Consider the following 23,464-nt stretch of genomic DNA (forward strand, 5'->3'; position numbering starts at 1 on the left):
ATATTCAAAAGTGTTATACTCCAAAAAGGAGGTAACGCTCATGCCCTTATTAGAAACCAATATTGATACGCATTCCGAAGCGCTCAATGAAGAGGTCATCTATCAGAATCCGCTGCTTTTTCTAAAAATATGGGAGATCTCCCTAGAGGCTTACCATTGCAGCATTGTGGAGAAACACCCATGGCACTATCATAAAGAAGTAGAGTTTCTTGCTATCATAGAAGGTCACTTAGGCGTACAAAGCAAGCACGATTACGTAGTCCTCGGGCCTGGTGACGTTATGGTTTTGGGGGCCTCCCAGCCGCACCGTTCCCATAAGCCTCTTACAGATGCACTGCACTATGTGGTGTTTCAGATCGATCTTGGCAAACATTTTGACCAGAGCACCATGCCGTATCTGTACTGCTTCTCGGAACTGACCGAGCCGCTGGATAAACTAAACTATATTTTTGACATAAATGAGTCGGCAAAACGGGAAACGTATGCTTTCATTATGGAAATCTTCAAAGAATCGCAAACACGAATGAGAGGCTACGAAATGGCCATCAGCTCTACAATCAAGAGACTGATGCTGTTACTATTAAGAAGCGATAGCCGCAACGTACTGAACTACACGGAGGAAACCGAGTTAAATAGATTAAGACCGGTTCTTGATTATATAAACGCCCATTTGAACGATAAGCTCTGCGTCGAGGACGCTTGTTCTTTGCTTAATTTGAGCTATCATTATTTTATAAAATATTTCAAGAAAACGATGGGCGTTTCTTTCGTGGAATACGTCAACTATAAACGGATCAAGCTCTCCGAGCTATTATTGCTGACGACTGAGCTTAGTATTATGGATGTGAGCTTCGAGGTCGGCATCACTAACATGGCCCAATTCTATAAGCTTTTCAAGCGGCATAATCAGTGCTCGCCCAGGGAATTCAAACTGCGCATGCGAAGCAGATCTGAAGGGGAGGATTAACATAAGCAGGAGAATTAAAGTTCTCGGCATACTAATCGGCAGCATACTCGTTATTGTAGGGTTATCTTACTTCTATACATTTATCAATTGGACAAAGGTTGATCCCTGGATACATAAAGCAATGGAACTGCATAAGAAAGGAACTAACGCTTACTTTGGTTTTTTCTTCACCAGCATCATTGTATACCTCTTTTATTCCATTTATCAGTTTCGTAAAGATGCTGAAAAATTTAGTGATGACATCTGGCGTATCCGAAAGGTTTTCTATGTTCTTTTTCTAACTTTAACGGGTATTGGTGTTGTTGCAGGCTACGTAGATTTCCGTGATTGGAAAATTCTATTACAATTAACAGCCTTCGTTGTGTTTATTGATTTGGCGGTATTTCAAACTCCAAGTATTACAAAAATATGGAGTGCTGAGTTTCAACACCGCGCTAAAATCGAGAAAACGATTGAAGTAAACGTTGATTTCATTAACTCTACCGCAATAAAGCTCCAGGCGTTCTCGGATGTAATCAAACAAACGGCAGATTACTTTGAACCTAAGACGGATATCCCTCAGAATTGGAACGCTTACCAAAGAGAATTAAAACAATTTCTATCCTTGTATACCAGTCAATTTCGATTTCGGTTAGAAATGTTTCATTTTCGAATTGGTTCAGATGAAACCGAAACAAAGCAACATATCGGACGAGCACTTTCACAGCTTGAAACGCTTTTCCTTTATGAACTTGATGATGCACCAGATAAGGATAATCAACCTGGTTTTCGTACACAAGTCGTAGATAAACTAACAAGTGGAATCGGAACATCTTTGGAAACGGATAAGCTAATCGTGATTCCAATCTTTCAGAATAGAAGTCTATTAATTGGAATACGAACAAGTGAAGGATCGAGAGTAGACGAAGTCGATATTACCAACATTGTTAACTTGAGCCGGATATTTCATTGGTATATGACATAAGGCTATGCTAGAATATGAATAGAATCATATTTTAGGAGGAATTCACATGGCGAAAGTTGCTAATCGGGTGCAAGATAAACGGAAAGCAAGCCGTGGACAAGCTCCTGTATTATTAAAGACAGGGAAAGCTTTAGAGACAAAGGTTTCGATAGCTACAGGCTTTCAGGAGTTAAGAGACATTAACCGTAAAGCACTTATTAGTTTGAAACATTGATCATACTAGCATACTGAACAGGTAGGGACCCTCCCTACCTGTTCTCTTTTGTTTAAATCTCTTATCCAATGGTTAGAATGATTAACAATTGAGATAGGAGTGATAGATAATGGGATCTATTAAAAAAGGAAAGACCGAGAAAAATGCATATGAGATGAAAACACCTAAAATTGGTCGGCGTGAAGTAGAGAACTCTAAAAAAGCACTACAATTATTACGCAATATAAAAAGACCTTGATATTAAAAATATCAAAGTCTTTTTTTGTGTTCATTACATTAAGGACGGTACGTAAACTGGTAGCTGCCCGATCCCAAAACAAGTCGCACGCCGCTCTCCGCGGACTCCATGCTGCGGATGCCCGCGACCTGCTCTGCAGGGAGACCGCTCTCAAGCAATCCATTTATTGCTCCTGGCAGGATCACAATTCCTTCAGCATTCGCTGGAATCGTCACGCGGACTGCCATCCCGCCATCCTCTGATCTCCTCCAATACGAAGCAACTTTACCATACATGGTTTCAAGGTGCGCTTCCGCCCATTCTAGACCCGGACCAGGCTGCGGCTTGATATGAACAATCTTGAACCCTGGCTCTGATTCGTCAGGTCCAATTCCGGCAACATGGCGGTACAGCCATTCGCCAATAGCGCCGTAAGCATAATGATTGAAGGAATTCATGTCGGCGCTCCAGAAGCTGCCGTCTTCCTTAATTCCATCCCAATGCTCCCAGATCGTCGTTGCGCCCTTCGTCACCTGATACAGCCAGGATGGATAATCCTTTTGAAAGAGCAGCTGGTAGGCAAGCTCGTTATTTCCTGTCTCGCTGAGAACAGGATTCAGATACGGCGTGCCGACGAAGCCCGTGGTTAGATGATTGCCCGCCTCAGCTAATAGATCCGTAAGTTTGCGCACCGCCCTCTCTCTTGCTGCTCCCTCTACAAGACCAAAACGCAGCGCCAGGACCTGAGCCGTTTGAGTCGGGACAGATAGCCGCCCCGATGGCGTAACGAATTCATTACGGAATTCATTAACGATTTTCCCATGCAAATCACGGTAATATTCCATATCCTCTGTCCGGTCAAGCGCCGCAGCGGCTTTCAAAGTGAGCGAGACTGAATACGCATAAAAAGCGGTTGCAATATAATCACGATCTGTAGCTCCAATATAACTATCCGGCTTAGAATCGAGTGCAAGCCAATCTCCGAAATGAAAGCCTGTATTCCAGAGGTAAGGGTTGCTTCCTTGCCCATGAATGTAAGAAACCCACTTTTTCATGCTCTCGTATTGCTCTTCAAGAAGCCTTTTATCCCCATACATCTCATAAATCGTCCACGGACAGATCGCTGCGGCATCACCCCAGGCGGCAGAGGAGTGGCTTGTTTCGCCCCAACCCGAAGAGAAGGATTCTTTTAAGTTCGGAATATAGAACGGGATGCCGCCTTCCGTTGTCTGGTCCGCTTTCAAATCCCGGAGCCATTTTGTGAAAAAAGGGGCCGTATTCATTAGATAGGATGCTGTACGGACAAACATCTGCGCGTCGCCTGTCCACCCAAGCCGTTCATCCCGCTGCGGACAATCTGTCGGAACATCGAGGAAGTTCCCTTTTTGCCCCCACAGGATGTTGTGATGCAACTGGTTAACGAGCGGATCGGAGCATTCGAAATTGCCGGTAGGCTCCATATTGGAATGCAGAACAACTCCCGTAAAATCCTCTAGACGGACTGTATCAGGAAATCCTGTAAGCAACACAAACCGGAAACCCTGAAATGTGAAATGCGGCTCGTATGTTTCCGCTTCGCCACCCTTTAACGTGTAACTGATTCTCTGCTTGGCACGGCGTATGTTATCCCGGTAGAAGTTCCCTTCCCGATCCAATACTTCCGCATGCTCCAATTCAACTGTCCACCCCGGCTCACCTTGTACGGTGAATTTCAACCAGCCTACCATATTCTGCCCCATATCAAGCACGCTATCACCCTGCGGCGTTGTCAGAAGGGCAAGCGGCTTCAACTCGTCGACTTTGGTCACTGGAACATTTTCTTGGGCTACGATAATAGCCTTCGTGTGCTCAATCGTTTCCACTTGATACCATCCATCATCCGGCTGATCTGTCCAGTCCCTCTGAAGCCGTGCATCATAGGTTTCTCCCATGTAAATATCAGACATCCGTATGGCGCTTTCCGCTGCCTGCCAGCTCTGATTGGATACAATGCTCACTTCGGAGCCATCTTCATAGCGGATATGAAGCTCCAACAGCAGCGCTGTTCTTGAACCATACATCTCTTTATGATTCTGCCAGCCCAGATAGCCCTTGTACCAGCCGTCTCCGAGCAAAGCACCAAGCGCATTCGTGCCTTCCTCCAGAAGATCTGTGACATCATAGGTTTGATACTGCAGCCTTTTCCCATAGCTGGTCCACCCTGGTGTAAAATAGTGACCGCTCACGCGTCGGCCGTTCAGCTGCAGCTCGTACAATCCAAGCGCTGTCACGTAAACTCTTGCTGCTGAGACTTGACCGGTCACTTCGACAAATGTGCGAAGCTGCGGACATACTTCGGAGTCCTGAGGAAATTGCGCGAGCGGCGCGCTGATCCACTCGGCCTGCCACTCTTTCGCATCCATGAGTCCTGTTTCAAAAAATGCGGACTCCGACCAATCCGAGCCCCTTCCTAATTTGTCCCATGCCTGAACACGATAATAATAGCGCATCCTGGCTTCTGGCCGCAGATTCAATTCAACATGTATAGACTGGGAACTTTCAACCCTTGCAGAATCCCATATTACGTTATCAAATAAGGCATCTTTCGCAATCTGTATTTGATAAGCAGACTGTACGCTATCTCTATCATTTGAGAGCAACTGCCAACTAATCCTAGGAACGATTATATCCATTCCTATTGGATTTTGCTTGTACTCGCAGCGGAGCTTAGTTATACCGAACATTTGAACGACTTCCTCTCTGGATTGGATTAATGCATGTATTTACAATATAATTATAGCTGTGAGAATCGGGATAACACCCGGCAATACGGACAAAATACCCTAAAGATCACGCCATTCATTCCAGAGGGGGAACTTCAATGAACCCTACAACCCAGTTGTTTAAGGGTGAGGTTTTTTTTCAAAACAACCTTCATTTATGGGTCAATCGCTCTTCGGAAGATTTCACTGTCCCCTTTCACGCACACGACTTTATTGAGTATTGTTATGTTGCCGAAGGAAAGGGCTTTCACCATATCGAACGCGAAACGTTTCCTGTCAGCAAAGGACTGCTGTTCGCCATTCCCGTGGGTTTCTCCCATGTGTTCCGTCCTACTTCTCCTGATTCATTAGGTAATCCGCTAATTGTCTATAATTGCCTGTTTGACGCCCACATGGTCAATCAATTAGCTGTTGTCTTGCAAGACCCGCCTATTCTGGAACACCTGACGGAGCTTCAAAACAGCAAGTCGTCCTATTTCTCGGTCTTCGACCGTGACGGTTCAATTGAAAGTCTCATGCAAAAGCTGTACCGTGAAATGTCTGTTCCAAGCATTGGTTCCACAACGATGCTGCACACATTACTGAGCCAATTGGTTGTAACCGTATACAGACAGAAATACACGGAAGCAAACAAGCCGGACATACAGGTTGCCAACGATTTTGATCAAGTGATCCAATATCTAGAGCAACATTTACATGAGGCCGTTACAATGTCTGATTTGGCGCGAATCTCAAAATGGAGCATTAGGCATTTGCAGCGTATGTTTCAACAGCATACCGGACAATCGTTTGGTTCGTTTCTTCAAAATTTACGCATTCAAAAAAGCTGCGAGTTCCTTCGCGGATCCGAGCATAAGATTAGCAGCATCGCCGAGCTAGTCGGCTACCGCAACATCGATTCATTCAATGCCGTATTCAAGAAGATTGTAGGAAAAGCTCCTACGGAGTATCGTAAACTCTACAGATCGTGAGTTAGCTTATATTGATGCAGAAAGGAATAGGATCAATGACGGTAACCATTCAAAATGTAATCGATCGGCTCCGCTTAACAATCCAACCGATTGAGAACACGGTCGACGATTTGGAACCGGGCTGCCCGGATACCGAAGTGCGTGGAATCGCGACGACGTTTATGGCAACGCAGCAGGTCATCGAGCAAGCTTTGTCCTTGGGCGTGAATTTGCTTATCTCCCATGAAGCCGCCTACTACAGCCATCGGATGACGAACGGGCTTCTGACCGGCGATCAGGTCTATCGAAACAAGCAAAACCTTCTTCAGCAATCCGGCATCGCCATCTACCGGCATCATGATTATTGCCATAAGGCGGAGCCCGATCCCATCATGACTGGTTTGCTTCATAGTCTGAAATGGGAATCTCGCGTGGAGGAAATGCTGCCTACGTCGGCAGTGCTTCGTTTACCCGAAATGCGTGCAAGTGAAATTGCAGAATATGTCAAAACACAGCTATCCATCCCTTATGTACGGATCGCTGGTGACCCGTATATGACTTGCAGCCGCATCGGAATTCTAGTGGGCTACAGAGGCGGAGGCGTTAACGCCATTCCTTTCTACCGCGAGAAGAGTCTCGACCTGATTATCGCCGGCGAGGGGCCCGAATGGGAAACGCCAGAATACGCCAGGGATTCTGCCTATCAGGGCGTTCCGAAATCGCTGCTTGTCATGGGACATGCGGAGAGCGAAGAGCCCGGCATGCGCTATTTGGCAAAACGGCTGCAGGAGTCTTATCCCGAGCTGCCCGTTCACTTTATACCGGTTAATCCGGTGTTTAAGGTGGTTTGAGCCGGAATGACAAAAAAATATCCTCATCCCATTGAAGGGATCGAGGATATTTTTTATTAATGTTACTCGCTGATTATTGTTCGGTTACAGTGATACTACAGAAGGGGCAAACTAAGCCGGATCGTTGTGCCGCCCATTAATTCGCTTTCGATCCGGAACCCCGGATTATCCGGAAAATGAAGCTTCAACCGCGAGTACACATTTTTCAGCCCGATGCCGCCTGACCCTTCCTGAGCGTTCAATCCGTCATCCGTTCCGTTCAGAACGGCTTCGACCTCGGCCAATCGCTCCTCGTCCATTCCGATACCGTTATCGCGAATTTCGATATGCAGAAACTGCTCGTCGCTTCTGGCGCGAATAAGAATGCAGGCCCCTTCTTTATATCCGACGAAGGCGTGTTTCATGCTGTTCTCTACTATCGGTTGAAGGGAGAATCTCAGGACGGACGCGTTCATTAAAGGCTCCGGCACTTCAATCATTAAATCGACGATATGGCCGAGCCGCATATTGTGGATGGCGATAAAGTTCTTCACGTGATCGATTTCTTTCTGCAGCGGAACCATAACGGAACCTTTGCCCACGCTGTAGCGAAACATATCCGATAAATGACGGATCATGATGCTCACGTCGTGCATGCCGTAGCGGATGCTTTTCATATTGATAGACTCCAAGGTGTTATAAAGAAAATGCGGATTAATTTGCGACTGCAGCATGTCAAGCTCGGCCTTCACTTTAAGCGTGTTCATCTCTTTTTCCTTCAGCTTCGACTGAGCGTTTTCTTCGAGAATCCGTATGTTCTCGTGAATAAGGTTATTCATTTTTTGAACCATCTCATTATAATTTTCAATCAGCTGGCCGACTTCGCTCTTCGAGCCTCCTTGGACAAGATGATCGAAATGAACCTGTGAAGTATGGTTAATCGAGCCCATCAGCCGCTCGATCGGTCTCGACAGCAGCGTGCTAAGCATGCTTGCGAGCAGGAACGAAAACAAGGATACGCCCAATAAAACAAACAAGAAGCGATAAAAATATTCCCGGTACTGCGCCTCGAATTCCTCTTTCGGATACTGAAAGTTCGCGGTCATCCCCGTATCTGCAATCGGATAAGAATAGGAGAACAGCTTCGATTGGTAATTGCTCGAGTAACGGTGAATATGAAAGAGTTCTTTGTTCTGCCCGTTTGTCACAAAAAATCCGGAGGATCCAAAATCCATATTTTTGAACAGGTCGTCTTTGGGAACGGCCAGCAAATAGTAGGACTGCCCTGTGTCGAGAGCTTTGTTTAAGTGCGGAATTCGTTTCACGATGGCCGCATTGAATTGGCTCGTGATGTCTACATAGTCCGACACCCAATAGGATGAATCGGTATCCTTGAAGAGCGATTTATTGACCGTAAACAAATTGAGATTATTTGAAAATATAGAAGAATAAATCGCCAATCCTTTATTGTCATAAAGAACAATATAAGAAAAGTTGTTGACGCCGGGAAAAGCGGCAATCGAGTCGTAATCGATCTCCCTGTCTTTATAGTAAGGGATATTGAGCCAACTATGCTGTTTCGTCAGAAACTCTTGCAGCTCCTGGCTGATTGTCAGCCGGTTGATCGTATTTTCCAGCCGCTGGACGTTGATGTGGGCGGACGTTTTCGTCAGCCCGCCGATACGGCCCAGAAACTGGTCGGCGGTGTTATTAATGCTTTGCGTCAGCATGAAGGAATACAGCAGTCCGCTTGCAAGTGTCGGAACAAGGACGGATATGATAAGGGTGATCAGGATTTTATTCTTTAACGACATTTCCCGGGCACCGCTTTTGGTCAAATCGGCCGCGACGGAATTCAGGTTCATGTCATCCGACAAGGACTGTCTGCGTACTGCCATGGAAAACTTGCGAAAAGGAAGAAACATTTTCTTGGAACGCACGAAACTGAATCCGAAGGAGAGCACTTGGGCGATTGCGGCAATCGCGATAAAGATGACCGCGACTCTGAGTACAGAGGGATTGAGGTTATTTGCAGCATAAAGATAAGTGACCTGATAAGGAAACAGGTCCAGCTTGTTTCTGACTGCAACGTAGGTTTCGTTTCCCTGCGAGATCCTGCCGCTGCTGACCGTCGCGGTTTGAAACACCAGATCCGGATCGGCTATGCTGCTCCATATCGGCTGGCCGACATCATCGCTCACCACAACGGGTGTGTGAGCGTCGCCGCGGGCTTCTTCTGCGGCATTAAACAAGCCATCCTGCAATACAAAGATGACAAAAATTCCTATATTACCGTTATTGATAACCAGGTTGCCGGAGGTTTGGGATATAAAGTCTTTCATATCATCATTCATTAGCGCCTGATTATTCACCGGTAGCTCATCTTGACCGAATCTAACAATTTTACGCTTATTTTCGAACAGAGCATTTGTCCAGCCCTGCGAATCGAAGCCTTCCTTATTCAAATCCGGCAGCACATGCAGGTCCGGCTCGCCGATCTCCTTCATGAAGGAATACTGGTTTCGGTCGGCGCCGATCAAATAGACGGTTTTATAAAAGGAAGGCGACAGGTTGAGCGCGTTTAACTTCTCGTTAAGCTCCTCCGTCGCCTTTCGAATCGTATCCATATCCCTTAAAGGCAGGAAACTGGCCGAATATTTGCGCAGGTCGTTTTTCTCAAACAGGTCCATCGTGTTGTTGATTTCGGTAATTATCGTTGTCAGGTTTTGCCCATAAAATGACTGAAAACCTTGTTTTTCATTCGCTTGAATGACTTGGCTGTTTTTATTCAAATAGGAAAATCCGGTCCATACCAGAATCAGCTGCGCGATCAGACTTAACAGCAGCGCGAGCACGGTGATGCGTTTAACCGTAGGTTCAAACATATTAGGTCTCAGCAGTTTTCTCATGGTTGCTCGTCTCCGATTAATGTCTTTTGTGCGGCCGCTGGAATTATTATTCCATCGACAGCCTGTATTCCAGAGGCGTCTTCCCAACATACTTCTTGAATGTGGCCGAGAAATAGGCCGGGTCCGAATAGCCGACCATCTCTACGATTTCGTAAATCTTGTTCCTGGGATCTTTAAGCAGCATCTTCGCCTGCTCGATTCGCAGTGCAGTCAAGTACTGGATGAAGTTTTCGCCGGTTTCTTTAAACAAGGCGCTTAAATAATTCGGCGTCACATGGACATTCTCCGCCACTTTTTTCAAGGTGACGTTCTTGGTATAGTTTTGGAGGATATATTTCTTCGCTTCCTCAATGATATAATGAGTTCCTTTGGGTGCCTGCTGATCCTGATCTATCGGCTCCGGCGTAGCGCTGCGGTTGTGAACGTTTACATACGTGCCAAGACAAAGCCGGTTTGCTTCGTCGGATGATGCAAGGGCGAGCTCGGCCGAACGGCATGAAACGTGTATTTGCTCGATATTCGTTACTGCGATGCCGATACTGATTGTGAATGTCGATTGCCACAGCCCCATGCAAGCGCTGAGCTGCTTCTTCACCTGGAGCATTACGTCCTGCGAGTCGATATCCCGTGCGATGAAGTAGCAGCGGGCGGTTTCCGGATCGACATAATGGTAACCGAGACCTTTGGCTTCCCACAGCTCAGACAGCATGTTGTCTAGAGAGAAGGAAATCAATCGCAGCTCTTTCTTGCTGATGCCGGAAACTCCCTTCTGCAGGCGATCCAGAGACAAGATGGATACTTGATAGTCGGATTCCTGCGAGAAGATGAATTCGGCTTCTGCCGCCGATTGTTCAATGTCCTCCGAGCTCACCATCCCGGCTAACATTTCTTTCAAAAAGTTCACCCGGAGCATCCGGGAAAGAAGTCTTTCTTTGCGTTCAAGGGTCGCCTGGCGATATTCGATTTGCTTCTCATTAATCATCCTGCGATGAAGCTCTTTAAAGATAGCGAAAAGATCCTCGATAATCGTCGGCTTGAGCAAATAATCCGCCGCCCCGAACTTAAGCGCCTGCTTGGCATACTCAAAGTCATCATACCCGGAGAGTATAATGACTTTGACAAAGGGATATTTCTCTTTTACGGCTCCGAGGAGCTGTATGCCGTCCATAAACGGCATACGGATATCGGTGAGAATGACATCGACGGGCCTCTCCTCCATGAAAGCCAGAACTTCCAAACCATGCGCGGCGACTCCGGCAATTTCATAGCCGATCGTCTGCCAATTCAGCGACGCAAGACCATCGCGTATTCCCGCTTCATCGTCCACGATTAAAATGGTGAACATAGCTGCACCCGCTTCTTGTTGAAAGTTAATTAGACATTTATCGACATTTATCGACATTTAGTTCTAGTTTAACCTTTAACTGCACCCGCTGCAATACCATCCACCAAATACCTCTGACCGAAGAAGAAGGCGGCAATCGTCGGAATCATGAACAGAATCGCCGCAGCCGAGCTAGGCTGCGCCAGTATGACATTCGGGTTGTCGGGCAGGTGATAGCCGATCGTGGCTAGCGCTGTCGCAAGCGGATAATGCTCGTCCCTCAAAAACATGAAAGGAGTAATGAAGTCTCCCCAGGTCCCCTGGAATAACATAATCACGGTCGTCCAGGTTGCCGGCGTGGCCAAAGGCATGAATATGGTCGCGTACATTCTGAACGTAGAGCAGCCGTCGATTCGCGCCGCTTCTTCAAGCTCCTTCGGGACCGTGGAAAAGAACTGCCGGTACATAAATATAAAGAACGGCGCCCCGCCGATGCCCCACAGGAGCCACGGATAAAACGTATCAATAAAGTTCATTTTATGGAACAAAATATAGGTGGGGATTTGCGTCACGATCCCGGGCAGCATCATCGTTGAAGTAATGATCACGAAGAGCAGCTTCTTCCCCGGGGCGCGCAGCCTTGCGAATGCAAATCCGGCCAGTGCGCTGGACAATGTCGTTAAAGGCACTGAAATCGCGCAAATAATTAGCGAGTTTTTCAGATATTCTGGAAACTCTATCGTAGTTACGGCCATCTTGTAATTTTCCCATTCGAATGCCGTCGGCAGAAGAGTCGACAGAGAATAGAGCGGATTTAGTGAATTAGCCATTGTGATAAATAGCGGATAGACGAAAATAATCGTCAGCACGGTGAGTAGGCCATACACAACCACTCGAAGCAGCGGCTTATTGATTCCTGCATTAACCATCATCACACCTCCTGATCGGTCTCATAATAGACCCAGAAACGGCTCGAGTAAAAGACCAGTACGGTCAACAGCAGAATCGCGATGAATAAAACCCACATGAGCGCCAAGCCGTAACCGAAACGTTGAAACGCAAAGATTTGTTGAAAAGCATGTACCAGATATAAATAGTTTGGCTTGATCGGAGAATCCAGGAGCGTTTTGCCCGACAAGAGGATCGGCTGGATATAGATTTGGAGCGATCCGATGATACCCATAATTAAATTAAAGAACAGGATATGGGTCATTAGCGGTAATGTTACGGTAAAAAACTTACGGACCGGGCTTGCTCCGTCAATCTCGGCCGCTTCATACAAGTCGGCGGGAATCCCCTTCAAGCCCGCGAGATTGATGAGCAAACTGCCGCCCGCTCCCCATAACAGCATGACGATCAACGCGGTTGTCGCATATTCGTAACCGAGCCAGTTGATCGGCTGAAGCTGAAGCTTATCGAACAGCGTATTGAGCAGCCCATCACCGGAAAAAATAAACTTCCACATCAATACGGTTGAAACGACCGGGACAACGGAAGGAATATAGAAAGCGGTCCTCCACCAGGAGAGCCCCTTGATCTTCAGGTTTAACAGGACAGCAAGAAACAGGCCGATTGCAAGGCTGATGGGGACGTTGATCGCCGTAACCAGCAGCGTGCGGCCGAGCGCATACATGGATTCAGAATCCAGGAATACCGTTTTGTAATTGCTAAAGCCTACAAACTTCAATTGGTTCATATTAAATCCTGTAAAATTCGTAAAGCTCAGATAAAGGCCGTACAGCAGCGGGAATAGTCCGAGAAAGATAAATATGATTAGCCAAGGTGATACGAAGGCGTAGAAAGTAGCGTATTGTCTCCATTTTTTTGTTTGCAGCATGATTCGTCACTCCCTAAAATGGAAAGGGAGAATGCCTTCTCCCTTTCCTTCTTTAACTAACAGCTATTACTGAATAGCATTCATATTCTCTTGAATAATCAGGTTTGCGTTTTTCGTCAGCTCTTTCAAGGCTTCATCCAGATCCGCTTTGCCGAAATAAACAGGCGTCACGTATTTGTCCAGAAGGGTTTGGCCGTTAAGTAAGAACGGATTGCTTTCCAAAAAGCCGTTCGAGTACTTCAATTCTTCCTGAAGCTGGTTGTAGACCCTTTTGTCGAAATCGGTTACCTGTGGCATCAGCGGAAGCAGCGATTTAAGCGCCGGTACTCCCCAGCCGCCGGTTGCGCGGTTTTTCGCCGGAGTGCCTGCCATAATATATTCAAACACCTTCCAGGCCTGCTCCGGATGCTCCGTGTTCTTGTTAATGATAAATCCGGTAGCAGCCCCCGTCGGCGACACTCGCTCGCCGTTCTCGGCAATAGGCGCCGCAAGCATGCCGAAATCGTCGAGGTGCGTCTTCATCTTCTCGTCGCCGCGGATCATGCCGGAGAACCAGTAGCCTGCCATGATCATGGCGGCTTTATTGTTCATAAACAAATCTCCGCCCCATGCAGCGGGATCCTGGTTCACGTCGTTTTTACCCAGGTTTTTCTTGACGGCATCCACCCACATGGAAACAGCTTCCTTCACTTCCGGTTTGGTAAAATCGGCTGTTTTCATATCTTCGGAGAAAACATTAACTCCTTTACTTGCCATTTCGAGCATGATGGACGGAAAGTCCGCTTGCGTTTTCCCAAGCAACGCGAGACCGTACTGCTTCACCTTGCCGTCTTCCGTTAGGGTTAACTTTTTGGCCAGTTCCATCAATTCGTTCCACGTAAGCGGCTCTTTCGAATCCGGAACCTTGACGCCAGCAGCGTCAAACAAGGTTTTGTTGTAGAAGATTGTAAAATCCGGCGACCAATCTTTCGGCATGCCGTATATAGGACCCTGACCTTGAACCTTCCCGTCGAAGCGGTACAGATTCACCGGCGATAGGAAATCATCTTCTTTCAGCACCTGGCTCGTCTGCATGAAAGGAGTGAGGTCCATAGCAAGGCCTTTTACGACATACGACGTCAGGTCGACGGCGCCCTGCGCACGAATCAAGTCAGGCGCATCGTTCGTGGCTAATTGGGCAGCCAGCTTCTGCTGATCGATCTCTTCCAGTGTAATTTTAATGCCGGGGTTGTTCGTTTCAAATTCTTTCACTTCGTCATCCGAAACCTCGCCCTTACTTAGCGCTACCCGAATCGTAACCGGCTCATTGGTTTTAGGGGCCGTTGTCGGCTCTTCCGCGGTCTTCCCGCCTTGATTTACATTACCATTGCCGGAAGACGCTCCACATCCGGTTATGAGCACGCATGTTGCAATGATTGCGGCGAGCGATGTCAAAATTCTCTTTTTCATGTTAACCCTCCTGTGTTTGTTGTCTACTTAATCATAACTTGACCGCTCTAAGACGAGTATTCGACAAAACTACAATAAATATGGCTAGATTACAAACTTGGATTACTTGAGGTAAGAAAATCCATCCTTTCATACAATTGGCGTTCTTATCTGGGGAGGCCTGCAAAAAGGAAAAAACCTAAGTCCGGTTCCGTCAAGAGATCAACTTGACAAAACCGAACTTAGGTTATGATGGGTCATTAACTAATTATTTTCGTCATGCCAACTTCAAGTACTAAAGACCCTTTCCGCCAATAGGTCTCAGCCGCATCGGTTCTACGCCTGCAATAAGCGGCCTTGCCTGTTGAATCAACGCTATTGTTTGTTCATCCTTCAGCGAAGCGGCATGGGCATCTGCGTCCCGCCATAGCTCGGTAACCCAGATGGCGTCAGGGTCTTCTTCGGAGACGTTCACTATGTAGAGCTCACAGTTAGGGTTGGACTGTAGGCCTTCTGCCGCTTGGAGCAGCATTTGTGCAAGTTCTTCCCTTTTGCCTGGTTGAGCGATTAATTTTCCGTACATCGTAAATTTGGTCATTGGTTTCATCCTTTCGATTCCGTTGTGTTCTTCAATATAGCTCCATAATGAACTGAGAGACTGCCGCTCACCTCAGCCAATTTCTCGATTAGACTGTTCGGCTCAAGCACGGTCAGCGCTTTGCCGTAAGGGAGCAGGAAATAAGGGACATAGGATAGGAGAGAGGAGGTACCTAGCCGGAATAAAGCCTCCTCCTCCGATCGCTCCACTAAGGAATGGCCGAATAGCCAGTGACGCTGCAGCTCGTTCAGCACTTGTTCATGCGCGCGCACCTTAACCTCCGTTAATTCCTCCGTCCCAAGAGAATCAGGCAGCAGTTGCCCCATCAGGTAATCTTTGGCGGAGAAATCAGCAGGGCGTTCGAAACGGTTCCCGGCCGGAGTAATTCTTGAAATCCGGTCCACCCGGAAGCTGCGCAGGGATTGCCGCAATTGGCAGAAGCCAACCGTGTACCAGTTGCCTTTCCAGTGGATAATGCCATACGGATCGTATTCCCTTGAGACGGCTGGCCCTCTTCCTTTGTCGTAATCCATCATAACGGATTGCCCCCTAGCACAAGCCTCCTCCAGTTCCTGAAGGATTGATACCTTGTGACTTGCCAGTGGTGGAGAGATGACGGAGAGGCCGAGGCTATGGCGATGAAGGTACTCCGATTGCTCTTCGTTCGTATACAGCTTAAGTTTGTCGACGGCTCGGCTGAGTGCCTCTGTGAAGGGATAACCGGCCGCTTCGGCGAAGACGGACGCTTGCATCAATGCCTTCTGCTCCTCCGAATCAAACATGAGCGGGGTATCGGCGAAGCGTCCAATGATCTGAAAACCACCGTTCGGTCCAGACTCTGCCATTATCGGCGCGCCGCTTGCGCATAGAGAATCGATGCAGCGGTATACGGTTCGGATATGAACCTCAAGTTCGTCGGACAACTGCCTCGCCGTCATCTTTCTGCCGGACCGAAGCAGCCATAGGATAGACAACATCGTGTCTGCTTTGGACATATTCTCCTATACCTTCTTTTTTGGATTATGAGTTACGGGCTATCGGGCTATCATAACGATTCTACAAGAGCGGCTCCATTCCCTTTTCGAGCCAGCTTTCGTAGGTGGGACCGTACAGCTCAGGAACCAATAGCCCTGCTTGCCGCATAAGCACGGTCATCTGTCCGCGATGATGCGCTTGATGCATGACTGCAAAGTGCAAGGAAGCACCGTTTCCCCATTCCTCACCCATGATGGTTTGCGTAGCCGAAAGGCTTTTGTCGTCCCACTGCGATTGTACGGCATGCAGCAAGGAATGCGCGATTCCGCTATAGGCTTCTGCGATTTCGGCTGCAGAATCAGGCACCGAAGTACCCTTCGGTTGCGTTTCAAGCTCCAGACCCAGTGTCGACATGAATCCGACAGATGTGACCAGATGCCAAGCCAGCGCTCCCAGCGTCCTGCGGTCGCTTCTAATGGGCTGCGTCAGCGACTCATCCGTCAATGTCTTCAATACATCCTCCGTCATGCGCGTTTCTTGCTCCCATTCCGTTACGAACTGCTCCAGCTTTGCGTACACGTTCATTCCTCCAATGGCATTTTTGTCGTTCCCAAAGCCAAGTATACCTGTCTATTGCTGACAGTTACGGTCAGTGTTTATTCAAGTCATGCTCAAAGTTATTCGTTCAAATAAGTATTAATCCGGTTAGCTAACGATTTTGCTACCGCATCGGCTGATTTATTCCCGTTAAAATACGCAGCCGATTCCTCGGTAATCATGCCTAGAACCTTCAAATCTTGATTGGCGTATTTGCCGACGGTCGGCATCATGGCAATTACTTTATTAATATCTTCTTCATTCACGGTCGGCTTGATTTCTTGTCCGTCCTTTCCCCTCAGCTTAATGCTGCTTGACTTGCCTCCCTGACTGCCACCCCCTTCTATCATTTGCTTCGTGGAAGCCAATCCTTTTTTAAGCGCCGCCTTGTTTACGGGAAAGTTCATCATGGCTCTGGAAGACTGCATCTCTTCGGAAAGCAGGAACTTGACGAATGACCAAGCCGCATTCTTCACTTTCGAATTGGCATTTAAACCAAGCACCAGGCTTGATTTGAACGGCATGCCCTCGTCCTGTCCGGTTCCTGGTGGACGAAGCATAGTCTTTGATTTCCCTTCTATCTGCGGCATCAGAAGGGCGTTCATTGGAGAATCAATGCTCAAAGGGCTGAAGCTGGTATTTTCCGGCCCCATCATCTCCGAGGTTGCCAATCCTCCGTCGTAAAGACTCTTGATCTTCTCCATGTATGCTTGAAAGGCTCGCCCATCGAAGGAGACGGACTTTCCGTCTTTCTTCAGCAGTTGCCCGTAAACCGATTCGGCGACATATTTAAGCAGCAATTCAGGCTTGATCATAGCAATACCGTATTTGCCGTCGGTCTTTGTTTTTCCCAGCAGGTCAACGAATTGATCCCAAGTCCATGTTTTGTCAACTAAGCTGCTCTGACCAAGAAGAGAAACGTCCCCGAACATAACGTCCAGCGAAAAGGAGGCGGGAACCCCATACCAGCCGTTGCCTTTCGACACACCGTCAAAGATGTTCTCGTAATAATCGGATTTGTTGAAGCTGCTGTCTTTGCCGGCCTCTTCGTTCCAATCCGCGAGAAGTCCTTTACCAACATATTTGTCGACAGGAAGATTTTCTACAGAAATAATATCTGATGCATTGCCCGACATGAGCGCGGCATTGACGCTGCTTACGTATTTTTCCACATCTTCCGGTTTCGGGCCCGTATCCGAACCTCGCTTCATAACGATTTTGTCGCCGCCGCTTGTGTCCGCTGGCACAATTTCGTTGATTTGAATGTCGATACCGGGGAACATTTCCTCGAATTTCTGCTCAGCTTCTGCAAGGAAACGGTCCTTTGTCAGAACGGTCATCGTCACGACAGTACCTTCTGCCGTTTCAGGCATACTGCCTGAGGGTACGGACGACCCGTTCGTCCCTTCGTTGCTCTTGCCGCCCGAGCATGCCGTCAATGCGGCGCATAAGAGAATCAGCACACCCATTTTCCAAACCTTTGCCCTTATTCTCATTTTGTTTCCTCCTTGTCTTCCTTCGAGGTTATTAGTAGCGGACGCGGTCCCCATCACTGATTGGTTCACTAGAGTCCGTAATGAATGGTTCGTCCGGCATAAGCCCATCCGTCACTGCCGTATCTCCGTTCTCATCTTTAATTGTTACGTATGTTTTGCTGGCATAATAGGCGGTGCCGAGCGGTCCGTTTTTTTCAGTCAAGGTGAATACGTAATAACCGTTATTGTCTTGCTCAAGCACGGACTTCGGAATTTGCATACCGAAAGAACGGCTTTGATTCGAGATGCTGACGTAAGCCTTTAAGCCCGGCTGCAGCTGAGAATCCGTCACATCGAACGTTATTTTTTTATTGGTTCCACCCGAGCTCCCGTCATTACCGCCCGCCTCCGCGTCCTCGATGTCGGAGATGAATCCCTCTATGCTCCTCCTCGGCTCTTCATCGAGCTGCACGCTGACTTTGTCGCCGATGCGCAGCATAGAAGCATCGTTGCTGTCCGCTACAATGGCAAACTGGTAGCCGGCAGCGTCGTCCGCGATTTCGATAATCGGCTGTCCACGGCTGGAAGTTGCGCCTTCAGACGCGTTAAGGGATATAACGATGCCGTCAACGGGGGCTCTCAGTGTACCGCCTTCGACGATTTGCTTCTGAAGATCAGCGATTTTCCGCTCTTGGACCTGCATATCGAGCTTCTGGTTCTCCAGGTCGCGCTTTTTATCTTCAATACCGGACGTATCTTCGCTCCGCAGCATTATTTTCAACTCATCCATCAGCTTTGCCAATTGCAGCTCTTTCTGCTTATAGCGGGTCTTTTCATCCTGCAGCGTTCTTTTTGTCGAAGTCGTATCGAAAGTAACGAGAGAATCGCCCCGTTTGACCCGGTCATTTTTACGTTTAAGTATCTTATCCACCTTCCAGTCCGCTTCTGCATAAAGCTGCGCAGTGTGAGCCGGCTGAAGGAAGCCGTTGCCCGATACGTTCAGGTCAAGTCCGCCCATTTCGGGCTCCTGAACAGACACTTTAGGAAGTGACATTCCCTGAATGGTATTGGACAGAAATGTAAGGACAAGCAGCATAATGAAAAAAAGTCCGATCATCCAGCTCAGCGTCTTTTTTCGTCGTTGCATATTGCCTGTAAACCTCCTTTCACCGGGTTAACCTTTAATTCCCGACATTTGAATGCCTTCCACCAGATGGTCTTCGCCGTAGAGGAATATAAGCACCATCGGGGTCATGTAAAGAACAGAGGCAGCAAATGCAACCCCTCGGGCCCCTTCTGCGATATCCGCCAAATACACGGACAACGGCTGGCGGATCGGCTCGGTCAGGAACAGAATCGGCTGCTCCACCATGTTCCAGTTGTCAACGAACGATAAGAGAATGAGCGCGGCAATGCCCGGCTTGGCAAGCGGCAGCGCAATATGGATAAATGCCCTTATCTGGCCAGCGCCGTCGATTTTCACCGCTTCCAGATAAGCATCCGGAATGCTCGCCATGAACTGTCGCATCAGGAACACGCCGAACGATGCGAATATACCCGGAAGCACGATCGCTCCGTAACTATTTAAGAAGCCAAGCTTATCCGCCACCAGGTAGTTCGGTACGAGCGTAACCTGAAACGGCATAAGCATCGTTAGCAGGTAAACGAAGAAGAGCTTGTCTCTTCCGGGGAAAGCCAATTTCGCGAACGCAAATCCGGCAAATGTCCCGACAATCGCCTGACCGATGATGATGGGGAGTGACAGCTTGACTGAATTCCAGAAATGCAGGAGAAATTTCGGGCGCTTTAGCAGCACCTCGCCAAATTGTGATAGTGTGACCGTTTCAGGAATAAAGCGGATGATTGCATTTTTGCTTGCGGCGGTCGATTCCCCGCTGTTCAATACATCATAATGGCGGCTGATTTCCTCCTCGGACATGAATGAATTGCTGACCGTCAGCACGACAGGAAACAAAATCGCCAGCACGATTAGAAAGAGAAACGTCACTTTCACGGAGATCAACGTTTTGCGCATTATCACCGTCATTATTGCAGCGCCTCCCTTGACCGTCTTTCAGCCCGGAACAGTGCATAAACCGTAATCCCGATGACGATCGACAGCAGGACGGCCGCTGCCGTCAGCTTCGGGTAGTCCAGCGACTTGAACATGTTGTTCATGAAATGCTGCAGCGTATAAATGGAGTCATGAGGGTAGGCGCCAGCCACCAGATACGTTTCGCGGAATACCTTGAACGACTGCACGATGCTCATAACGATGACAAAGAATGACGTTGGTGAAAGCCCCGGCCACGTGATGTGCAGGAATTGCCTGAACGCGCCGGCGCCGTCCATTGACGCCGATTCGTATTGCTCCGCCGGAATGTTGGATAGGCCAGCAAGAAAGATAATCAAATTGTAGCCGGCGTTTTTCCAAACGAATACGGCCAGCATAACGGCAAAAGCCCATCTTGTGTTCATCCAATCGACAGGATCAAGCCCCCAGTTCAGAAAGAGACCATTCAGCGCTCCGTTCCATTGAAACAGCGTCTGCCACACGAGGATGACGGAAGCGACTGGCACAACGAGCGGGAGCAGGAACATCGTCCGCAACGATTGGCGGAAGGGCAGTTTACCCTTAAGAAGCAGCGATAAGCCAAGCGATATTACAAAGAGCAAGGGTACGCTGACGCCGGCAAACATTAGAGAGTTGACGAACGCTTTGCGGAATGAACCGCTGGCCCACAATGCTTCGTAATTACCGAAGCCGACGATGTTTCCGTTTACGGGATTGTCGATAAACGAGTAATAGACAACCGCTCCGAACGGGATGATGAAAAACAGGAGAAAGCCGGCTAGGCTCGGAGCAAGGAAAAGCAGTACGAACGGAGCGTCCCGCCGGTAATGTTGTCTAACAAGGTTCAGATGATTCCCTCCTCTCTTTGACGCATTCTTTGGCGCATTCTCTGGCGTTTAGTCGTTGTCATGTTTTTCATCATAATCACGCTGTGTGACAGCCGTGTGACAGGCCGCAGCGTGACAAAGCTGTATTGCTGCCTTACAATAAATCTGTTAAATGAACGGCGACAAGAAAGGACTGAAAAGCGTGAAACCAAAAGTGCTCATTGTCGAGGACGAACAGCGCATTCGGGAGTTAATTGCCGATTATTTGGAGGGAAGACGGCTTAGACTGGTGCGAATGCGCACGGGGCGATTTGGCCTTGGACACGTTCCGCGAGCACGCCCCTCAGCTCGTTATTCTCGATATTTTAATGCCGGGGCTGGATGGGTATGACGTATGCGAGGAGATCCGTACCATATCGGATGTGCCGGTCGTGTTCCTAACGGCCAAGTCGGAAGAAGACGATAAATTGCTCGGGTATGACCTGGGCGCCGACGATTACATAACCAAACCGTTCAGCCCGAAAGTGTTAACGGCCAAAATAAAAGCATTGCTCAAACGGGCGGAAACGACGAATAAAGCTGTGCCATCCGAGACCTCTGACGAATGGGTCCAAGTAGAGGATTTAACGTTGGATCTGGCGGCGAGGGAAGCTTCCCTTGACGGTACCCCTCTTGCTCTATCGGCGAAAGAATTCGATTTGCTGCTGCACTTCGTCCGCAACCGCAACCGTGTCCTCAACCGCGACATGCTGCTTGACGCCGTGTGGGGATACGATTACGAAGGATATATCCGGACTGTGGATACACATGTGAAACGTCTGCGCCAAAAGCTCGGGGTTCGGGCGGAATGGATTGTTACATTGAGAGGTACCGGATACAGGATGAAGGTGACGCCGTGACCCATTGGAGACATTCCGTCGCCTTTCGGCTGTTCACCCTTACTTTTGTTGTTATCATGCTTTTTTTAAGTGTGCTGTTGGCAGTGCTCGCGGGAAGCTTCTCCTCGTTCTATGAGCGTCGGCAGATTAAGGACATTACGCAGGAAATGAATCTCATTCGTGACCGGTATGTAAAAGCAGGAGCGTCGTCTCTCCCCGTAGAACGGTTCCCTCCTTATTTTTTCCAGTTCGAAAATGACTATTATGCGATGATTTCTTTGGTGACGCTGGAGAATGGCAAGATTACTATCCTGAGAGGTAAGCAGGACGTCACCGGCGATTCGTTAGAGAATGAATTGCCTCCGTTTTTTAGCCCTGGTCCCGATGAGCAGTCCCGCAAGTTCATGCTGGCGCTTCAGGAATGGCAGCGGGACTGGCATGCGGTTGAGCAGGTTATGAACCAGTCCAAGACGCTTGTGTACCGTTCTCCGGGAACTGGCTCACTTAACTCCGGCAGCGATCAACTGATCGCGGTCGCACCGATTGAAACCGGCGGGAGCACCGAAGGCACTATGCTCTTTGCCATATCCTCGCTTCAGCCGGTTATCGGAGCAGCAAAGGTTATTCGCGACTTCTCTTGGTATGCATTTGGAGTTGCGTTCGTGCTGGTGCCCGTCCTCGCCTTCCTGTATGCTGGCATTCTCACCAAACCGCTCCGCTCCTTGAACGAGCTTGCAGGCAGGCTCGCATCGCTCGATTTTTCCACCCGCATCCGGTGGCGCCGCAAGGACGAAATAGGCGAACTTGCACGGACTTTCGATTTCTTGGCAGATAACCTGCAAGGGGCTCTATTGGAGCTCCACGAAGCCAACGACAAGCTGCGGGAGGATATCGAGAAGGAGAAAGCACTGGAGCGGATGCGCCGCGATTTCGTAGCCGGGGTTTCGCATGAGCTCAAAACGCCGCTTAGCTTGATCGGAGGGTATGCGGAAGGGTTAAAGGACAACATCGGAACCGGAGCCAAACGGGAGAAATACGTGGAGGTCATTATGGACGAGACCAGGCGCATGTCGGCTATTGTCGGCGACATGCTGGACCTATCCCATCTCGAATCCGGTCAATATCGGCTGAGCCGCGTGCCGTTCGATGCCTCGGAGCTGCTCAAGGAATCTGCCGAACGCGCGGATGCGCTCGGAGCGGAGAAAAATGTCCGTATGGAATTGTCCTTGCCGGTTGAAGGCGGCGGAATGGTCGAGGTATCCGCAGACCGGTTCCGGATCGGCCAAGTGCTGACCAATCTGGTGACGAACGCGGTGCGCCACGCTCCGGTTGGAGGAAGGGTCACGCTTACAGCTTCCCGGGACGGCGGCGAATGGCACTTCTCCGTCCATAATGAAGGTGATCCCATACCCGAGGCGGAACTCCCGCGCATATGGAGCCAATTTTACCGGGTGGACAAAGCGCGCGCCCGGGATAGCGGTGGAACAGGAATCGGGCTCGCCATCGTGAAGCAAATTCTCGATCTGCACGGCAGCCGGTACGATGTGCGCAACGAGCAGGGGGGCGTGACTTTCGCCTTCACTCTTCCTGCGAATGGCATAGGAACTTTGAAGAGCGGCAACTAAATAAAAGCCACAA

At 48.7% G+C, this 23,464-nt stretch carries 21 protein-coding genes; 8 read left to right on the plus strand and 13 right to left on the minus strand.

All coding sequences use genetic code 11. The features are described 5' to 3' along the window. The first annotated feature begins 40 nt into the window (after nucleotides 1-40). The 4 genes from DFP97_RS07895 to DFP97_RS31875 all read left to right on the plus strand — a co-directional run bounded on the left by DFP97_RS07895 (nucleotide 41) and on the right by DFP97_RS31875 (nucleotide 2,383). Nucleotides 41-967 carry an AraC family transcriptional regulator gene (locus DFP97_RS07895; RefSeq protein ID WP_114379451.1) on the plus strand — a complete coding sequence of 309 codons (927 nt, stop codon included), beginning with the start codon at nucleotides 41-43 and terminating at the stop codon, nucleotides 965-967. A gap of 121 nt (nucleotides 968-1,088) precedes the next feature. After that, complete coding sequence (locus DFP97_RS07900; RefSeq protein WP_114379452.1) at nucleotides 1,089-1,931, plus strand: type II toxin-antitoxin system SpoIISA family toxin; 843 nt, start codon at nucleotides 1,089-1,091, stop codon at nucleotides 1,929-1,931. 46 nt (nucleotides 1,932-1,977) lie between these two features. Next, nucleotides 1,978-2,145: a hypothetical protein gene (locus DFP97_RS30655; protein ID WP_181873400.1), complete on the plus strand. Its 168-nt coding sequence runs from the start codon at nucleotides 1,978-1,980 to the stop codon at nucleotides 2,143-2,145. 109 nt (nucleotides 2,146-2,254) lie between these two features. Then, nucleotides 2,255-2,383, plus strand: a complete 129-nt coding sequence (locus DFP97_RS31875; protein ID WP_281270949.1) for a hypothetical protein — start codon at nucleotides 2,255-2,257, stop codon at nucleotides 2,381-2,383. A gap of 38 nt (nucleotides 2,384-2,421) precedes the next feature. Here DFP97_RS31875 and DFP97_RS07905 read toward each other — a convergent pair whose 3' ends face one another. Further along, nucleotides 2,422-5,085, minus strand: coding sequence for an alpha-L-rhamnosidase (locus tag DFP97_RS07905; protein WP_114379453.1), 2,664 nt, complete (start codon nucleotides 5,083-5,085; stop codon nucleotides 2,422-2,424). A 137-nt stretch (nucleotides 5,086-5,222) separates the two neighbouring features. Between DFP97_RS07905 and DFP97_RS07910 the strand changes: the two genes are divergently transcribed. Together DFP97_RS07910 and DFP97_RS07915 are read left to right on the plus strand one after the other, a co-directional pair. Continuing rightward, nucleotides 5,223-6,095: an AraC family transcriptional regulator gene (locus DFP97_RS07910; RefSeq protein ID WP_114379454.1), complete on the plus strand. Its 873-nt coding sequence runs from the start codon at nucleotides 5,223-5,225 to the stop codon at nucleotides 6,093-6,095. A gap of 35 nt (nucleotides 6,096-6,130) precedes the next feature. Next, nucleotides 6,131-6,925, plus strand: a complete 795-nt coding sequence (locus DFP97_RS07915; RefSeq protein ID WP_114379455.1) for a Nif3-like dinuclear metal center hexameric protein — start codon at nucleotides 6,131-6,133, stop codon at nucleotides 6,923-6,925. A gap of 95 nt (nucleotides 6,926-7,020) precedes the next feature. Here the strand turns inward: DFP97_RS07915 and DFP97_RS07920 are convergent, their stop codons facing one another. The 12 genes from DFP97_RS07920 to DFP97_RS07975 form a co-directional block, all read right to left on the minus strand. Then, complete coding sequence (locus DFP97_RS07920; RefSeq protein WP_181873401.1) at nucleotides 7,021-9,813, minus strand: sensor histidine kinase; 2,793 nt, start codon at nucleotides 9,811-9,813, stop codon at nucleotides 7,021-7,023. A 46-nt stretch (nucleotides 9,814-9,859) separates the two neighbouring features. Next, the gene (locus tag DFP97_RS07925; protein WP_181873402.1) at nucleotides 9,860-11,158 is read right to left on the minus strand and encodes a response regulator transcription factor; all 1,299 of its coding nucleotides are present in this window, start codon (nucleotides 11,156-11,158) and stop codon (nucleotides 9,860-9,862) included. Between the two features lie 68 nt (nucleotides 11,159-11,226). Next, nucleotides 11,227-12,069 (minus strand): carbohydrate ABC transporter permease, encoded by an 843-nt coding sequence (locus DFP97_RS07930; RefSeq protein ID WP_114379458.1) that lies wholly within the window; start codon nucleotides 12,067-12,069, stop codon nucleotides 11,227-11,229. After that, a complete protein-coding gene (locus tag DFP97_RS07935) occupies nucleotides 12,069-12,974 on the minus strand; it encodes a carbohydrate ABC transporter permease (RefSeq protein WP_114379459.1) in 906 nt (301 codons plus the stop codon). The genes DFP97_RS07930 and DFP97_RS07935 overlap by 1 nt, the downstream gene beginning before the upstream one ends. Before the next feature lie 66 nt (nucleotides 12,975-13,040). Then, nucleotides 13,041-14,423 (minus strand): ABC transporter substrate-binding protein, encoded by a 1,383-nt coding sequence (locus tag DFP97_RS07940; protein ID WP_114379460.1) that lies wholly within the window; start codon nucleotides 14,421-14,423, stop codon nucleotides 13,041-13,043. Nucleotides 14,424-14,697: 274 nt separating this feature from the next. Continuing rightward, nucleotides 14,698-15,000, minus strand: coding sequence for a putative quinol monooxygenase (locus DFP97_RS07945; RefSeq protein WP_114379461.1), 303 nt, complete (start codon nucleotides 14,998-15,000; stop codon nucleotides 14,698-14,700). A gap of 5 nt (nucleotides 15,001-15,005) precedes the next feature. Next, nucleotides 15,006-15,995: a helix-turn-helix transcriptional regulator gene (locus DFP97_RS07950; protein ID WP_114379462.1), complete on the minus strand. Its 990-nt coding sequence runs from the start codon at nucleotides 15,993-15,995 to the stop codon at nucleotides 15,006-15,008. Between the two features lie 61 nt (nucleotides 15,996-16,056). Then, nucleotides 16,057-16,554: a DinB family protein gene (locus tag DFP97_RS07955; RefSeq protein WP_245975986.1), complete on the minus strand. Its 498-nt coding sequence runs from the start codon at nucleotides 16,552-16,554 to the stop codon at nucleotides 16,057-16,059. Between the two features lie 98 nt (nucleotides 16,555-16,652). Beyond that, nucleotides 16,653-18,068, minus strand: a complete 1,416-nt coding sequence (locus DFP97_RS07960) for an ABC transporter substrate-binding protein (RefSeq protein ID WP_181873403.1) — start codon at nucleotides 18,066-18,068, stop codon at nucleotides 16,653-16,655. A 31-nt stretch (nucleotides 18,069-18,099) separates the two neighbouring features. Beyond that, complete coding sequence (locus DFP97_RS07965; protein WP_114379465.1) at nucleotides 18,100-19,194, minus strand: efflux RND transporter periplasmic adaptor subunit; 1,095 nt, start codon at nucleotides 19,192-19,194, stop codon at nucleotides 18,100-18,102. A gap of 27 nt (nucleotides 19,195-19,221) precedes the next feature. Next, the gene (locus DFP97_RS07970) at nucleotides 19,222-20,094 is read right to left on the minus strand and encodes a carbohydrate ABC transporter permease (protein WP_425453503.1); all 873 of its coding nucleotides are present in this window, start codon (nucleotides 20,092-20,094) and stop codon (nucleotides 19,222-19,224) included. Next, nucleotides 20,094-20,792 (minus strand): carbohydrate ABC transporter permease, encoded by a 699-nt coding sequence (locus DFP97_RS07975; protein ID WP_245975989.1) that lies wholly within the window; start codon nucleotides 20,790-20,792, stop codon nucleotides 20,094-20,096. Before DFP97_RS07975 ends, DFP97_RS07970 begins: the two co-directional genes overlap by 1 nt. Before the next feature lie 410 nt (nucleotides 20,793-21,202). On the opposite strand from DFP97_RS07975, the gene DFP97_RS07980 reads away from it, so the two are divergent. Both DFP97_RS07980 and DFP97_RS07985 read left to right on the plus strand, forming a co-directional pair. Continuing rightward, a complete protein-coding gene (locus DFP97_RS07980) occupies nucleotides 21,203-21,847 on the plus strand; it encodes a response regulator transcription factor (RefSeq protein ID WP_220271133.1) in 645 nt (214 codons plus the stop codon). Next, nucleotides 21,796-23,451, plus strand: a complete 1,656-nt coding sequence (locus DFP97_RS07985) for a sensor histidine kinase (protein ID WP_114379467.1) — start codon at nucleotides 21,796-21,798, stop codon at nucleotides 23,449-23,451. Before DFP97_RS07980 ends, DFP97_RS07985 begins: the two co-directional genes overlap by 52 nt. Nucleotides 23,452-23,464: the final 13 nt, after the last annotated feature.

Origin of the sequence: Paenibacillus prosopidis, from assembly GCF_003337375.1 — a bacterium.
Taxonomy (GTDB): domain Bacteria; phylum Bacillota; class Bacilli; order Paenibacillales; family Paenibacillaceae; genus Pristimantibacillus; species Pristimantibacillus prosopidis.